The sequence below is a fragment of the Streptomyces chrestomyceticus JCM 4735 genome (assembly GCF_003865135.1).
Classification (GTDB): domain Bacteria; phylum Actinomycetota; class Actinomycetes; order Streptomycetales; family Streptomycetaceae; genus Streptomyces; species Streptomyces chrestomyceticus.
On record NZ_BHZC01000001.1, the window covers coordinates 398,696 to 414,848 of the forward strand.

General features: G+C 73.0%; 6 protein-coding genes. 2 read left to right on the forward strand and 4 right to left on the reverse strand.

Going from position 1 to position 16,153, the window contains the following annotated elements; all coding sequences use genetic code 11:
* Positions 1 to 9 precede the first annotated feature (9 nt).
* Positions 10 to 1,452 carry a MocR-like transcription factor YczR gene (gene yczR, locus EJG53_RS01730; RefSeq protein ID WP_307721666.1) on the reverse strand — a complete coding sequence of 481 codons (1,443 nt, stop codon included), beginning with the start codon at positions 1,450 to 1,452 and terminating at the stop codon, positions 10 to 12.
* A 468-nt stretch (positions 1,453 to 1,920) separates the two neighbouring features.
* On the opposite strand from yczR, the gene yczE reads away from it, so the two are divergent.
* Complete coding sequence (gene yczE, locus EJG53_RS01735; RefSeq protein ID WP_244954919.1) at positions 1,921 to 2,451, forward strand: membrane protein YczE; 531 nt, start codon at positions 1,921 to 1,923, stop codon at positions 2,449 to 2,451.
* A 112-nt stretch (positions 2,452 to 2,563) separates the two neighbouring features.
* Positions 2,564 to 3,535, forward strand: a complete 972-nt coding sequence (locus EJG53_RS01740) for an NADP-dependent oxidoreductase (RefSeq protein ID WP_125043242.1) — start codon at positions 2,564 to 2,566, stop codon at positions 3,533 to 3,535.
* Between the two features lie 428 nt (positions 3,536 to 3,963).
* Here EJG53_RS01740 and EJG53_RS01745 read toward each other — a convergent pair whose 3' ends face one another.
* From EJG53_RS01745 to EJG53_RS01760, 3 genes are all read right to left on the reverse strand, one after another.
* The gene (locus EJG53_RS01745) at positions 3,964 to 4,389 is read right to left on the reverse strand and encodes a cold-shock protein (RefSeq protein WP_030021573.1); all 426 of its coding nucleotides are present in this window, start codon (positions 4,387 to 4,389) and stop codon (positions 3,964 to 3,966) included.
* A 306-nt stretch (positions 4,390 to 4,695) separates the two neighbouring features.
* Positions 4,696 to 12,822: a MupA/Atu3671 family FMN-dependent luciferase-like monooxygenase gene (locus EJG53_RS01750; protein ID WP_244954920.1), complete on the reverse strand. Its 8,127-nt coding sequence runs from the start codon at positions 12,820 to 12,822 to the stop codon at positions 4,696 to 4,698.
* On the reverse strand, positions 12,819 to 16,145 hold the full coding sequence (locus EJG53_RS01760) for a type I polyketide synthase (protein WP_307721718.1): 3,327 nt from the start codon (positions 16,143 to 16,145) through the stop codon (positions 12,819 to 12,821). Before EJG53_RS01760 ends, EJG53_RS01750 begins: the two co-directional genes overlap by 4 nt.
* Between the last annotated feature and the right edge of the window lie 8 nt (positions 16,146 to 16,153).

Sequence of the window (16,153 nt, forward strand, 5' to 3'; positions counted from 1 at the left end):
CGATGCGGCTCAGGCGATCCAGTGCGGCCGACGGGTGGCCCCCGAGGGCGGGAGGCCGTCCGCGAGCGTCGCGGCCATGCGGTGCACGGCCTCACGAAGGGTGTCGGGCGGCGCGGTGTAAGGGATGCGGAGGCGCTGCGCGAAGAGGCCCGGGTCGGTGGCGAAGTAGGCGCCGCCCTCGATCCGTACGCCGTAGTCCAGTGCTCGTTCGGCCAGCTCAGCGGCTATGGGCTCTCCCAGGTCGGCCCACAGGGACAGGCCACCGGGCGGCTGTTGCCAGGTCCAGTGCGGAAGGTGCTCGGCCAGGGCGGCGGTGAGGGCGGCGCGCTGGGTGCGTAGCTGGTCCAAACGCGTCGGCAGCAGCTCGGCGGACTGTTCCAGCAGGTCCAGGGCCACGAGTTGGTCCAGGACCGAGCCGCCCATGTCGGTGGCGATCCGCTGGCCGGCGAATTCGGTGACGAGCTGGGCGGGGGCGCGCAGCCAGCCGATGCGCAGGCCCGCCCAGTAGGTCTTGCTCATCGAGCCGGTGGTGATGACCTGGCCGCTCCCTCCCGGGGCGGCGAAGGAGGCGAAGGGCTGCGGGGCGGGGACGTCGAGGGCGAGATCGGTCAGGGTCTCGTCGACGACCAGCCATGTCGCGGAGTGCCGCGCGGCGTGCAGGATGCGGGCGCGCTGTTCCGCGGGCATGAGGCAGCCGGTCGGGTTGTGGAAGTCGGGGATCAGATAGGCCAGCCGGTGCACGGAGCGGCGGAGGGACGAGGTGACGGTCCCGGTGTCCCAGCCGGCGTCGGTCACGGGGAGCGGCACGGTACGCAGCCGGGCCCGCCGCAGGGCCTCCAGGGCGTTCGGGTAGGACGGGTTCTCGACCAGGACCCGGTCGCCGGGGCGGCACAGCAGGCCGAGGACGAGCGTGAGCGCGTGCTGCGCGCCGGAGGTGACCAGGATCTGGTCGGGCACGGTGGCCAGGCCCCGTCGGGTGAAGCGTTCGGCGATGGCGGCGCGCAGTTCCGGCAGGCCGTACGGGTGGTAGCCAGGAGTGCCGACGTGCTCGGCCAGTTGCGGTGACACCCTGGCGAAGGCGTCGGCAAGGGTCTGGTGCGGCAGGGCGGGCGCGGCCCTGGCCAGGTCGATCGCGGTGTCCCGGGAGCCGAGGAGCCGTGTCACGCCGCGCGGCGTGCGGCCTGCGGGCAGGGCCGTCCAGGTGCCGGAGCCTTGGCGGCTGTGCGCGAATCCGCTTTCGCGCAACAGGTCGTAGACGGCCGTGACAGTGGCCCTGCTGACGCCGAGGGCCGGGGCGAGTTCGCGTTCGGCGGGGAGCCTGACGCGCAGCGCGATGCGCCCGTCCAGGATCAGTTCGCTGATCGCCTGCGCCAGGTGGCGGTAGACGGGCCGGGCTCGCGTGGGGACGGGCAGCAGCGCGGCCAACTGCCCGCTGCCCAGAGTGCGGCCCACGTGCCCTGCCCCGTTCAGGGGCTGGGGCGGCCCGGTACCCGCCATGTCCCTCCCCCTCGCCTCCCCCGGCACGTTGCGGCACCATCCGACCGCTCCGCCCAGCCAGACCACTTCCCCGGCAATGGCCATGTTCTGCCAGCCGATCACTGTACAGAGTCGCCTCGGTGGCCCGGAAAGCACTCGGGCCAGCACACGACGAGAAGGTGGAGGCAGCCGGGCATGCGGCTCGAACGGACGGAATCGGTGGGCTCGGCGGAGTCAGTGGAGCCAGCAAGCTCGGCGGACGACGGACGGGCTGAGCGTCGCCTGCCTGGGAAGGGGCGGCCGAAGCGCTCCCCCACCGGACCCCGGGCGAGGGCGGGCAGTCCCCCGCGCCCCCTCACGTACGTGCCGTTCGGCGAACGTCCCCTCAGGCGCCTGCCTCAGTTGTTCACCGGCCTGGCCCTGTACGGGTTCAGCCTCTCGGTCTTGATCAGGGCTGAGCTGGGCGTCAACCCGTGGAGCGTCCTGTACGAGGGGCTGGCGCGCCACACCTCGCTGAGCTTCGGCACGATCAGCGCCGTCGTGGGCGTGCTCGTACTGCTGCTGTGGATCCCGTTGAGGCAGCGGCCGACATTCGGCACCGGGGCCAACATCGTCGTCCTGGCCTGCGCGTCCGACCTCGGACTGCACGTCCTCCCCCAGCACCTGGGGCTTCCCGCACGGATCGGACTGCTCGCGAGCGGCATCCTCCTGAACGGTCTGTCCGTCGCCCTCTATGTGGGCGCGCGGTACGGCCCCGGCCCCCGGGACGGCCTGATGACCGGTATGTCGGCCGTGAGCGGGCGCTCCCTCCGCTCCGTCCGTACGCTGATCGAGGTCGCCGTACTGGCGGTGGGCTGGCTGCTGGGCGGCGGCGTGGGGGCCGGCACCGTGCTGTACGCCCTCGCGGTCGGCCCGGTCACGCAGTTCTTCGTCCCCCGGTTCGCCTATCGGAGCGCGGGCGAGGACCGGGCATGAGGATCACAGAGGTGTGCGAGCGCCCGTTCGCGGCTACTCCGGTATTTCCGTACGCGATGATCAACCGGTCCGGCCGTGCGGTACGTTCCGCCCCGCCTCCAGGAGACACGCCATGAGCAGCGAACCGACCATGCGCATCATCACCCAGGACACCGTCGGCGGCCCCGAGGTGCTGTACCTGACCCAGGCGCCCCGGCCGGCGCCACTGCCCACCGAGGTACTCGTCCGGGTGCGCTCCGCCGGAGTGAACCCGGTCGACTGGAAGACCCGCCAGGGCGGCGGGATGGCCTCGGTCCTCGGCGATCCGCCGTTCTCGGTGGGCTGGGACGTCAGCGGGGTCGTGGAGGAGGTCGGCTTCGGCGTGCACACGCTCAAGGCGGGCGACGAGGTGTACGGGATGCCGTGGTTCCCGCGGCAGGCCGGGGCCTACGGCGAGTACGTGACCGCGCCCTCGCGGCACTTCGCGCGCAAGCCGGCCGCGCTCGACCACGACCACGCGGCCGCCGTGCCGCTGGCCGCGCTGACCGCCTGGCAGTGCCTGGTGGACGCGGCGCACGTCGAGGCGGGCCAGCGGGTGCTGATCCACGCGGCGGCAGGTGGCGTCGGGCACTTCGCGGTGCAGTTCGCCAAGCACCTGGGCGCGCAGGTCATCGGTACGGCCAGGGCGGCCAAGCACAACTGGTTGCGCTCGCTCGGGGCGGACGAACTGGTCGATTACACCCGGGAGCGTTTCGAGGAGGAGGTGCGTGACGTGGACGTCGTCATCGACCTCGTGGGGGACGAGCACGACGCGACCAGCACCCGTTCACTGCGTACGCTGCGGTCCGGCGGCACGCTGATCGCCGTTCCCTCCGGGGCCTCGCCCGAGCTGATGGAGGCCGCCCGTGCCCAGGGGGTGCAAGCGAGCGGCTTCCTGGTGGAGCCGGACGGGGCGGCGCTCGCCCGTATCGGTGGCCTCGTCGACGAGGGGGCGGTGTCGGTGGAGGTCGAGGACGTCCTGCCGCTGGCCGAGGCCGCGGAGGCGCACCGCCGGGGTGAGGAGGGCCGCACGCGCGGGAAGCTGGTGTTGCGCGTGGCGTCGTGATGCCCGCGGCGCCGCGGATTCACGGTCCTACGGTCACTGCCGAAAGGCCGACCGGCATTCCGGAGCCGCGTTCCGGGAGAACTCCCCGGCTGCCGCAATGGGGAAAAGCGGCGGTGGCCAGGGGTTAGGGCGAGTGGACCTGCAACGAGGTGCCGACGATTTTTCGCGGCGGCGGAAGCGGCAGGACGTAGGACACGATGTCTCATCGGCCGTCCGTGATGCTGATCACCGGACCGCCGGCGACACGGCATAACGGTGCGCATATACCGGCGACGTTCACCTCACCGGCTCTCCGCCGTCCGTTGTCTGCGGTCCGGTGTCTGCCGTACGGACGGAACGAAACCGACGGCTCGCGGCGGACGTGGGTCGTCAGTCCGGCGGTCCGGTGGTCCGGCGGTCCGACAGCCCAGCGCTACGCCGGGAGCGTCCTACGCGTCGACCCATTCGTGGGACTGTGCCTGCTTCAGAAGACGCTGGCGGGCCTGGAGGATCTGCTCGCCGGTCATGCTCGGCACGCCGGTCACCAGCAGTTCGGTCACCTCGTCGAGGAACTCCTGGGCGGAGAGGGTGTCGCACAGGACACCGTCCTCGAAATTCCCGTCGTGCGCGGCGCTCTGCGCGCGGTGCGCGCCGCCGGAGCGGCCGGGGGCGCCTTCCAGGAAACGCACCTCTGACGCCTTGGGGCCCCGGTCACCCTCGTCCACCAGGAATTCGACCTTGACGCCGGGGGCCATCAGCCCCTTGTCGAATTCCAGGTCGTTCACATGGACGAAGACGTCTTCTCCGCCGTCGTCCGGCACCACGAATCCGTAGCCGCGTACCTCGTCGAAACGAATGACCTTGCCCGAAACCATCACTGTGCCCCAGACCCCAATTCCACAACTGCCCGCAAATTCAGCACCCCGTCGCCGTCGGCCCGGCGGCGCCCCGTTCCCGCCGACTGGGCCGGCAGAGGTTATCGCCGAAGGCGGAGACGATTCGGTGGATGTCCCGCCCATACTATTGCCGAGCGACGGCGGAACGTCCAGCCCGGTGCCCGCCCCCGCGCGGCCCCGGCGTACGCGGGCGGCCACCGGGGGCGGCACCGGACGGGCCGGTACGGTACCGGCCCGTCGGTACGGCACCGCCCCGACGGAACGGTGCCGTACCGACGCAACGCGTCAGTCCGCCAGCGCGGCCCGCACCTCCTCGGCGAGCAGGTCCACGTAGGCGTCGGCCCAGCCCTCGACCGTGCTGTGCTCCCACAGGTCGGTCGAGTACTCCATGTACCCGGTCAGCGTGTCGCCCGCCGGGATCAGCCCGACACTGAGGTCCGTACGGGCGGCCGGGACGGCCAGGTCCTCGACCAGGGCGGTCACGCCGGGCAGCTCGATGTCCGTCTGCAGCGAGCTCTGGTACGCGAACCCGAACGGCACGTGGTCCGGCACCTCGACCCCCATCTCCTCGCGCAGCGGCTCGACGAGCCGGCGCAGCGACATGATGTGGTCGATGCCCTCGATCGAGGTGTGCGCGACCTGCCGGACGAGGTCGGTGAAGGTCCCGTCCCCGTCGAGCCGGATACGCAGCGGGAGCCCCACGGCCGTGCAGGCCATCAGCGACTCGAAGGCACGGCGCTCACGGTTGGCGTAGGCGACGTTCGCGACGACGTCCGTCCGCCCGGAGAGCTTGCCGATCAGCCGGCCCAGGGCGGCGGTCGTGACCGCGTACGGTGTCGTGCCGCACTTCCTGGCCAGCCGTTCCACGTCGGTCAGCAGGCCGGCGTCCACGGAGAAGAGCACGACACGGCCCTGTCCGCTCAGGGTTTCCGGGCGCGGCCGGTCCAGCGGCAGCCCCAGCTCGAAGGGCGCCCCGTCCAGTTCCCTGGCCCAGTACTTCAGGATGCGCTGGTCGGGCCCGTCCGGTGCGGTCTCCCGCTGCCAACGGGCGTACTCGGTCGGCTGCGGCACCGTACTGGCCAGCGTGTGCGGCGTCCCGCTCGCCGCGGCGCCGTAGAGGGCGGCGAAGTCGCTCAGCAGGACGCTGACCGCCCAGCCGTCGCAGGTGGAGTGGTGCAGCACGAAGAAGAGCACCCAGGTCGACGGGCCGCTGCGCACCAGCCGGAGCTTGGGCGCCACTCCCTCGCCGAGGTCGAACCGGGTGGCGGCGACCTGTGCGCTGATCTGCTCGATCTCGGCGTCCATGGTCCCGGCGGCACCGGCCGTTCCGGTACCGGTGGTCAGGTCCTCGACCCGGAGGTCGACCGGCCGCGGCCGCAGGATCTCCTGCCACCACTGCCCGTCCTCCTGCACGAACCGGGTACGCAGCGACTCGTGGCGGGCGATGAGCTGGCTGAGCGCGGTACGCAGCGCCGGAAGGTCCAGGCCGCCGGTGAGCGTGATGCGCAGGGCGACGTTGAAGACGTGCGGCGTGGGGTGATCGTCCTGGGCGATGAATCCCTGCTGCTGAAAGGTGGCGGGCGCCCGGTCCACCACGTCCGTGGCGCCGTCCGGCCCCGCGTCCGCACCGGCACCCGTATCGGCGTCGGCACGGACACCAGCATCAGCACGGGACTCAGTGCCCGCCCGGCTGCCCTCGGAACGCCCGGCGTCGGCGCCCCCGGAGGGCGCGTCCGTTCCGGTGTCGCCGGCCAGGTATGCCGCCATGGCCCGTACCGTCGGCTCCTGGTAGAAGCGCACCATCGGGTACTCCTGGCCGAAGACCTCCCGGGCCCGGTTCACCAGCCGGATCGCGGCGATCGAGTGACCGCCGAGGTCGAAGAAGGAGGCGTCGGGTCCGATGGCGTCGACCGTGAGGTCGAAGGCGTCGGCCCAGAGGGCCCGGAGACGGTGCTCGATGCGGTCCCGCAGACCGGGTTCGAGGCCGTCGGCGAACGAGGCGGGGGCGGGCGCCGTCTGCCGGGCTTCCTGCCCCGGCTTCCCGGAAGCGGGCGCGGGAGCGGCCTCGGAAGCGGGCGTGAGCGCGGGCGCGGGCCGCGTGGCCGTGACGATCTCCGGGTCCGGCAGCGCGGCGCGGTCCAGCTTTCCGTTGCCCCCGAGCGGCAGGGCGGTGAGGACCGCCCACGACCGCGGTACGAGGTACTCCGGCAGCCGGTCCGCGAGTTCACGGGCCAGCCGGTCGGCGTACGTCCGGCGGCCGGCCGCGGTGGCGGTGCCGTCCGCGTCCTGGTCCGCCGGTACGGCGTAGGCGGCGAGGTAGGCCTCGCCCCGGCTGTCGCGGCGGGCCACCACGGTGCCCTCGCGCACGCCGTCCAGACCGTTGAGCGCGCGGGCCGCCTCCTCGGGTTCGACGCGGTAGCCGCGGATCTTCACCTGGTCGTCGGCACGGCCGCGGAACTCCAGCGCCCCGTCCGCGGTCCAGCGCACCAGGTCACCGGTGCGGTAGAAGCGGGTCCCGGCCGACCGCACGCCCTCACCGGACGCCGCGGCGACCGGATCCGGACCAAAGCGGTCGTCGGCCGACACGGGTACGCCCAGGTAGCCTCGGGCGATGCCAGGCCCTCCGACGTACAGCTCGCCCACCGTGCCGACCGGCACCGGCGCGCCGGAGGCGTCGAGGACCCGAACGATGACGTTGTCGGCGGGGCGGCCGATGGGGATCGGCCCCGAGCCGGTGTCGGGTGTGCGCGGGCCGACGGTCTGGGTGGTGCACAGCACGGTCGTCTCGGTCGGCCCGTAGACGTTGACCGTCTCGTACGGCACGTCCGCGTGCGGCCGGGTGCGCATCACGTCACCGCCCAGCAGCAGGTGACGCAGCGGCGGCTGTTCGGCAGGTGGCAGGGTGAGCAGTGCCTCGCCCAGAGCGGTGGGCAGGATCGAGAAGGTCACGTGCTGCTGCGCGTACCAGCGGGCCAGCTCGGCAGTGTCCGCACGGACCGTGTCGTCGGCGATGACGAGTGAGGCTCCGGCGGTCAGCGCGGGCCAGATTTCCAGGACGGACGCGTCGAAGCTCTGGCTGCACACCAGCGCGCTGCGGTCGGCCGAGGTGAAGGCGAAGCGCTTGTGGTGCCACTGGCAGAGGTCGACAACCGCACTGTGGGGCACCGCGACGCCCTTGGGCTTGCCCGTGCTGCCGGAGGTGTAGATGACGTAGCACAGGGACTCGGGTCCGGCGGCGTCCGACGGCACCTTCTTCGTACGGTCGGTGGCGCGGTTCTCGGCGGCGGCGACGTCGATGACGACCAGGCCGTCGGGCAGGTCGAGTTCGTCGGCCCGGGAGCCGGTGCTCAGCAGGAGCCGGGCGCCGCTTTCCGCGATCACCGCGGCGGCCCGGGCCCGTCCCAGCGACGGGTCCAGGGGGACGTACGCCAGGCCGGACTTGAGGACCGCGAGCATGGCGACGACGAGGTCGGCGGAGCGGGGCAGCCACAGGGCCACCACGGCGTCCGTACCGTCCGCGGTCGCTGCCGCCGCGAGGCCGGAGCGCTCGCGGACGACGGCGGCCAGCCGTTCGGCCCGGGCGTCCAGTTCGCGGTAGCTGAGGCGGTCGTCACCGTGGTGGGCGGCGGTCCGGTACGGGGCGTCCGCCGCGCGCCGGGCGACGAGCTCGTGGACGGTGGCGCGCGCCACCGGACGGGATGGACCCTGCTGCCACGCGGCGGGCACCGGCTGGGCCGCCGGTTCGACCGGCGGGACGGTGACCATGCCCCGCTGCCGTGCCGCGGTTGCCGTCGCCGGCCGCTCGGGCGCGGACGTCACGGCCTGCGCGGTCTCCTTGCGCGCCGGCGTGACGCCGAGGCGGGACAGCGGTGTCGCCGGCTCCCGTACGGCCGCTTCGAGCAGGTCACGGAAGGTACGGAAGAAGCCGTCCACGGTGCCCGCGTCGAACAGGTCGGTGTTGTACTCCAGGTGGCAGCGGATGCCTTCGGGCTGGTCGGTGAAGTACACGGCGAGGTCCGTGAGGGCCTTGTCGGGCCCCGCGTCGATCACGGTGGCCCGGACGCCGGGCAGATCGAAGCGGAACGGGTCACTGCTCTCGAACTCCGCGAGCACCTGGAAGACCGGCGTACGGTCCGTGGTGCGCGCCGGAGCCAGCTCCCGCACCACCGCCTCGAAGGGCACGTTCGCGTGGTCGTACGCGTCCAGGGCGACACCCCGTACACGGTCGAGGAACGTGCCGAACTCCGGGTCGCCGGACAGGTCGAAGCGGAGCGCGAGGGTGTTGACGAAGAAGCCGAGCAGGTCCTCGGTGCCCTGGGGGCGGTCCGAGATCGGGGTGCCGACGACGATGTCCCGCTGGCCCGTGACCCGGTGGAGCATCGCGGTGAAGCCGGCGAGCAGCGTCATGAAGAGGGTGCCGCGGCGCTGCCTGCTCAGGTCGCGCAGCCGGTCGGACAGTTCCGGGGCGAGCCGGTGGAAGACGGCCCGTCCGTTGGAGGTCATGGCCGCGGGGCGGGGGCGGTCGCAGGGCAGTTCCAGTACGGGGAGTTCGCCGCCGAGCGTGTCGAGCCAGTACGTCAGGTCCGCGGCGCTCGCCGGGTCGTCCAGCGTACGGAGCTGGGCGCGGGCGTGATCGGCGTAGGTGCCGGTCAGCGCCGGGAGCCCCGCGTCCGTGCCGTGGTGCGCGGCCCGGTAGAGGGCGGACAGGTCGCGGGCCAGGACGGTGGCGGAGGCGGCGTCCACGACGATGTGGTGCAGGGAGAAGACCAGGACGTGGCGCTCCTCCCCCAGCTTGACCAGCCGGGTGACGAACAGCGGCCCGTCGACGAGGTCGAAGCGCCGCGCGCTCTCGTCCGCCAGGACGGTACGGAGCGCGGCGTCCGCCGCCTCCTCGCCGTCGGCGCCCGCGCCCGTACGGTCGAGCACCGCGAAGTCCGGTGCGGAGGGCGGCAGGACGAGCTGGCGGGGCTCGTCGTCGATCTCCCGGAAGACGGTCCGCAGGCCCTCGTGCCGCGCCACCAGCTCACGCAACGCCGTCCGCAGCGCCGGGACGTCGAGCGGGCCGTCGAGGCGGATGGCCTTGGTCTCGTTGTAGGCGGTACGGCCCGGCAGCATCCGTTCGAGGAACCAGATGCGCTGCTGTCCGGGCGACAGCGGGGCGGCGCTCTCGTACGACGTGGACGTGCGTGCGCCCGCGCTCGCTCCCGCGCTCGCATCCGTATTCACGCCCGCGTCCGAGCCCGCTTGCACAGCCTTGCCCGCGCCCTCGTCCGTGCCCGCACCCGCCTCCGCGCCCGGCGCGTGGTAGCGGCGGCGCAGCGCGTCGATGTGGGTGAGGCCGTTGCGCAGCGCGGACGGCTGGACGCCGAAGTCGACGAGCGAGACGATCTCGTCGGCGCCCGCCGCGCTCACCGCGTCGACCACGGACGCGACGGTTTCGGGGGTGCCGATGAGCGCCCGCTGGTCGCAGTAGCGGTCGTAGGCGCGGCGGAAGAGAACGTCGAGGTCGTCCTCGGTGAGCGCGGACAGGTCGACGTTGTGGCCGAGGCTGTTGGCGACGTTGCCGAACAGGGAGAGCGAGGCGCGCATGTAGCGCGCCAGGGGCTCGTACGCCTCGGTGCGCGCGGTCCGGTGGTCGGCCGCGAGGTAGGTGTGCAGCAGGACGGCCACCCGCCCGGCGTCCGGGTCCAGGCCGTGCTCGGCACGGGTGCGGCGGTACAGCGCGATGTTCTCGGCGAGCTGTTCGACGCTCTGGGTCATCAGGTTGGTGACCACACCCACGTCGTTCCGGGCGGCGGCCACGTACGAGGCGGGGTTGCCGACCACCGCCGTGTACATGGGGGGCGCGTCCTGGACGGGGCGCGGGAACAGGCGTACCTCGGTCTCGCCGTCACCGCCGGCGCGCCGCACGGCTTCGCCGCGCCAGAGCCGGCGGACCTGCTCCACCTGCTCGTACATCATCTCCTTGTGGCGGCCGAAGTGCTCGGGGAAGAAGACGAAGTCGTTGGCGTGCCAGCCGCTGGCGCAGCCGATGCCGACCCGGCCGCCGGAGAGGTTGTCGGCCATCGACCACTCCTCCGCGACCCGGACCGGGTCGTGCAGGGGCAGCACGACCGAGCCCGCGTTGAGGCGGACGTGCCGGGTCTCGCGGGCGAGGGCGGCGGCGAGCACGACGGGGTTGGGGAACAGGCCGCCGAAGGAGTGGAAGTGCCGTTCGGGCATCCAGAGCGCGTGGAATCCGTGCTGGTCGGCGAAGCGGGCGGTCTCCAGGATGTGGTCGTACTTGCCCGGAGCGGCCGCCGCGGTACCTGCACCGGTACCGGCTGCGGCACCGTCTTCGGCTCCGGCCTCGGCTTCCTCCTGGGGGTAGTCGCCGAAGAAGTAGATGCTGAAGTCGGGGGCGCGGCGTGCGGCCACGGCCGTGCGGCTGCCGGGCTCGGTCCTCGGCTCCGCGGCCTGCGCGACCGCCGAAGCCTGGGCACCTGCCGGAGCCTGCGCACCTGCCGGTGCCTGCCCGCCTGCCGGTGCCTGCCCGCCTGCCGGTGCCTGCCCGCCTGCCGGTGCCTGCCCGCCTGCCGGAGGCTGTGCCACCTCGGGAAGCCGTACGATCCCCGGCCCCTGCGTGGCTGCCGACCCCTGCGCCGCTACGGAGATCCGCGCCCCCGTCGGAGCCGGACCCGGAACCTGTGCCTGCGCCTTCGCCGCCGGTGTCCGCGACGCTGCCGGAGCCTGCGCGGTCGCCGGAGCCTGCGCACCCCCCGTCGGCAGCGTCTTCGGCCCGCCGGGGAAGAAGCCCGCCGCACGCAGTTCCCGCATCGACCCGCGGACCGCGTCGGTGATGAACTCGATGTCGCCGTCCGAGTGGGCGGTCGACAGGAAGAAGTTGCGCCATTCCCACACGTGCACCCCGCGCAGCATGAGGTGGTGGTACAGCAGCTCCATGTCGGCGCGGTGCTCGAAGCGGAACTGGGAGCCGAAGTGGCTCACGCTCAGCGGGAATTCCTCGCCCTCGAAGAAACGATTCAGCGAGTCCGCGAGCCCGGCGGTGCGGGCGTTCAGCCGCTCCTGGAGCCGTGGGCTGTGCTCCTTCAGGTGCGTCAGCACGGCCCGCGCGGCGACCATCGAGACCGGGTGCTGGATGTACGTACCGCCGAAGAAGGTGGTGTCGGCGGGCGGGTAGCTGGCGTCCCCGTACTGCCAGAAGCCGCCGTCCACCCCGTCCATGATGTCCGTGCGGCCCGCGATGGCGCCGATCGGGAAGCCGCCGCCGAGCAGCTTGCCGTACGTCGCGAGGTCGGGGGTGACGCCGTAGAGCTCCTGGGCGCCGCGCGGCGCCGGGCGGAAGCCCGTCAGCATCTCGTCGAACATCAGCACGATGCCGTGGCGGCGGGTCAGCTCGCGCAGCTTCCGTACGAACTCGACGGGCCGCAGCGACGGGTGGCGGCTCTGTACGGGTTCGATGATGACGGCGGCGATGTCGTCCGCGTGCTCGGCGATGACCTCCAGGCTCGCGTCACTGCCGTAGTCGAGGACCAGCAGGTCGGCGACGCTGGCGGACGGGATGCCGGTGGAGACCGGGACGGTGATCCGGTCGGCGCCGGTGCCGGCGGAGCGGCCCAGGACGTTGTCGGCGTGGCCGTGGTAGGCGCCGTGGAAGGTGACGATGCGGCGGCGGCCGGTGGCGGCACGGGCGAGCCGGATCGCGGCGGAGTTCGCCTCGGTACCGGAGTTGGCGAACGCCACGCGTTCCATGCCGGTCAGTTCCGCCAGCAGCTCGGCGGCCTCGCCGGTCTCGACGTTGCGCGGGCCGAGCTGGATGCCCCGGGAGAGGTGTTCGCGGACGGCCTCGCGCACGAAGTCCGGCTCGTGGCCGAAGAGGAGCACGCCGAAGCCCATGGTGATGTCGACATAGCGATTGCCGTCGATGTCTTCCAGCCGGGAGCCGTGGGCCCGGCGTCCGGCGATCGGGTACAGCATCTCCTTCGTCTTGCTGCGGAACCCGACGACGGCCCGGCTGTCGGCCAGCACCCGGCGGTAGCGCTGGGCGATCTCCTTGGACGTGGCGGTCTTGGCCGTGTAACGGCGTACCAGGTCGTCGAGGTGGGCCTGCTGGGCCGCGGAGGCGAAGCCGCCGACCATGCCGGAGGCGCGGGAGACGGTCACCCGGGGGCCGTGCACGCGTTGCCGGCGCTCGGCGGAGGGCTCCTGCGCGGTGCCGTTCGCCGGCTGAGCCGCGGCCTCAGCCGGAGCCCGATCCCCGGCCCCGGTCTCGGCCCCGGCCGTACTCCCGGCCCCGGCCGTGCTCCCGCTCCCGCCCGCGGCCTCGATCCGCTCCGCGATGCTGCGGGAGAGGTCGGACATCGCGGCCAGGTTCTGGTCCACCGCAGCGGCGGCGGCGCTCAGCCCGGTCATTTGCCGCCCGCCTTCCCGTTGGCCACCACGCCGCCGCCGGTCAGGGCGCTCGTCGCCTGCGCGGTCAGCAACTGGGAGAGCTGGCTTATCTGGGACATCATCTGTAGCTGGATCTGAGAGAGCTGCTGCACCTGGCGGACGAGGTCGGTCAGTTCCTCGCGCGTCACGGGCTGCGCGGAGCCGGACGGCCCGGTGGGCGCGGGGACGGGCGCGGGCGTGGGCTCCGGCGCACGAATCGGCTCGGGCGCGGGCGCGCGGACCGGCTCAGGCATGGCGATGGGCTCCGGCGCGCCGATGGGCTCGGGCAGGCCGATCGGCTCCGCCGCGCGCACCGGCTCGGCGGACGCCGCGGCAGCCGCCTCGGACCGTACGGGCTCGGCGGCCACCGGCTCGGACCGTACGGGCTCCGCCGTACCGCCCGCCATCCGCCCCACGATCAGCTCGGCGAGCTGCCCCGGGGTGCTCGCCTCCTCGAACAGTTCCCGCATCGCGACCTTGACCTGGTGGTCCTGCTCCAGCTCGCGCAGCACGCTGATCATCTGCAGCGAGTCCGCGCCGAGGTCGAAGAAGGATGTGTCGCCGGTGATCGCGTCGGCGTCGTGCCCGAGGTGCTTGGCGACCAACTCGATGACGTGCCCGAGCACCCTCGCGAACACTGCCTCGTCCTGTGCCACGTCTTCCTCTTCTCTCGCTGGTTCTCTCGCTGGTTCGCCGGTCCGGACGGCCCGGACGGCTGTCGGCGCCGGCCCCGTCCAGAACGTCTTGTGCTGGAAGCGGTAGCCGGGCAGCCAGATCCTGCGGCCTCCGCTGCCGGCGGTGAGCGCCGGCCAGTCGAGGTCCGCGCCCGCGCAGTGGAGCTGGGCCACCGCGCCCCAGAAGGCGCCCGGTCCGGTGCCGCGGCGCAGCGTCGGCACCGCCCGCACGCCGGGGAGCGCGGCGCGGGCCAGTCCGCTGAGTGTGGTGTGCGGGCCGATCTCGACCAGCGCGGCGGCGTCGGTTTCGCCGAGTGTGCGCAGGACGGCGTCGTAGCGGACCGGCCGGCGGGTCTGCCGTACGAAGTAGTCGGCGTCCGGCACCCAGCCCGGCTCGTGCAGGCGCCCGTCGAGGCAACTGACGAAGCCGGTCGTGACCGGGCGGAAGGTGACGCCGTCGAGCAGGTCCCGGAACTTGTCCAGGATCGGGTCGGTGAGCGCGGTGTGGAAGGCGCGTGTCACCGGCAGCCGTTCCGCGGGGATGCCGCGCTCCTCCAGCCGGGTCAGCAGCCGGTCGACGGCGGTGACGGGGCCGGCGAGCACGTGCCGCTGCGCCCCGTTGACGACGGCCAGTTCGACGCCGGTGATCTCGTCGGCCAGGCTCCGGACGGTCTCCAGGTCCGCCGAGACGGCGGCCATGGCACCGCGGGCGCAGTGCTCCTGCATCAGGCGCCCGCGCTCCGCGGTGATGCGCAGGCCGTCTTCGACGGACAGCGCGCCCGCCGCGCAGAGGGCGGCGTACTCGCCGACGCTGTGCCCGGCAACGATGTCCGGCGTGATGCCGGCGTGACGCCACAGCCCGGTGAGGGCGTACTGCAGGGCGAAGAGCGCCGGCTGGGCGGTCCGGGTGTTCTCCGTGACGGCACGGTCCGCGCCGGGGTCGAGCAGGGTGTCGAGCAGGGAGCTGCCGTACAGCTTCTGGTGGTGGCGGTCGCAGGTGTGGAGCAGGTCGCGGACGACCGCGAAGCGCTCGTACAGGGGCTGTGCCATGCCGGGGTACGGGCTGCCCTGTCCCGTGAACTGGAAGGCGACGCCCGGCCGTCCTTCCCGGGGTGCCTCGCCGGTCGTCACGGCGGCGGCCGCGGCGGGGCCGCCGGTGCCCGCGAGCCAGCCGTCCAGGGCCGCGACGAGGTCCGCCGGGTTCGTGCCGCGGGCCGCCAGGCGGTGCCGGTGGTGGGCCCGGCCCGCCGCGGTGGTCACCAGGTCGGCGAGGTCCGTCTCCGGGTGCCGGGTCAGGTGGTCGCGTACGGCGTGGGCGTTGGCGGTGAGGGCCTCGGCGGACTGGCCGGACAGGACCAGGACGTCCGGTGCGGTCACAGTGGCGGCCCGGGGCGCGGGTTCGGGGGCCTGCTCCACGATGATGTGGGCGTTGGTGCCGCCGACACCCAGGGACGAGACGCCCGCGCGGCGCGGTGTGTCCCCCTGGGGCCACGGGCGCGCCTCTTCGGGGATGTAGAAGGGGCTGTGGTCGAGGTCGAGGGCGGGGTTCGGCTCGCGGAAGTTGGCCATCGGCGGGATGACGCCGTGCTTGAGGACGAGCAGGGCCTTGATGAAGCTGGCGATGCCCGAGCACACGTCGAGGTGGCCGATGTTGGCCTTGGTCGAGCCGAGGGCGCAGTACCCGGTCCGGTCGGTGTCGGTGCGGTACGCGGAGACGGCGCCGTCGAATTCGATCGGGTCGCCCTTCAGCGTGCCCGTACCGTGCGTCTCCAGGTAGCCGACGGTGTCCGCGCCGATGCCGGCGTGGTCCAGCGCGCGGCGGATGGCGCCGCGCTGGCCGGCCGCGCTCGGGGCGGTGAACGTCTGCTTGTCCGCGCCGTCGTTGTTGACGCCCCAGCCGCGTATGACGCCATGGATGGTGTCGCCGTCGGCGAGGGCCCGGTCCAGGCGCTTGAGGACGACGGCGGCGACGCCGGTGCCGCCCACCGTGCCGTCCGCCCGGCCGTCGAAGGCGCGCAGGTAGCCGCTCTTGGAGAGGATGGAGCCCTTGACGTACTGGTAGCCCAGCACCTGCGGCACATGGACGGCCGTGGCGCCGGCCAGCGCGATGTCGCTGTCGCCGATCAGCACCGACTGGGCGGCGAGCTGCACGGCGACCAGGGAGCTGGAGCAGGCGGTCTGGACGCTGATGGCCGGGCCGGTCAGGTTGAGGCGGAAGGAGGCGCGGGTGGCGGTGAAGTCGGCGTAGTTGCCGACCAGGACCTGCATCCTGGAGAGCCAGTCGTCGCCGACCGGCCCCTTCAGGACGTTGTTCAGCAGGTAGTTCTCCAGGGTGTAGAGGTGGTAGCCGGTGCTGGCGAAGACGCCGGTGCGCAGGCCGCCCCGTTCGCGCGGGTATCCCGAGTCCTCCAGGGCGTGGTAGGCGCATTCCAGGAACATCCGGTGCTGCGGGTCGGTGAGCTGCGCCTCCCGGACGCTCATCCCGAAGAACCCGGCGTCGAACCGGTCGATGCCGGACAGGATGCCGCTGGCGCCGACGAAGTCGTCCGCCCGGTACTTCTCGGCGGGGACGCCGGCCGCGGCCAGTTCCTCGTCGGTGAAGCGCCGTACGCAGTCCAGGCCGTCGCGGATGACGTGCC

Excerpts from the sequence above, each read along its gene's own strand:
- EJG53_RS01750 (WP_244954920.1), bottom strand. The coding sequence starts at position 12,822 with ATGACCGGGCTGAGCGCCGCCGCCGCTGCGGTGGACCAGAACCTGGCC.
- EJG53_RS01745 (WP_030021573.1), bottom strand. The coding sequence starts at position 4,389 with ATGGTTTCGGGCAAGGTCATTCGTTTCGACGAGGTACGCGGCTACGGA.
- EJG53_RS01740 (WP_125043242.1), top strand. The coding sequence starts at position 2,564 with ATGAGCAGCGAACCGACCATGCGCATCATCACCCAGGACACCGTCGGC.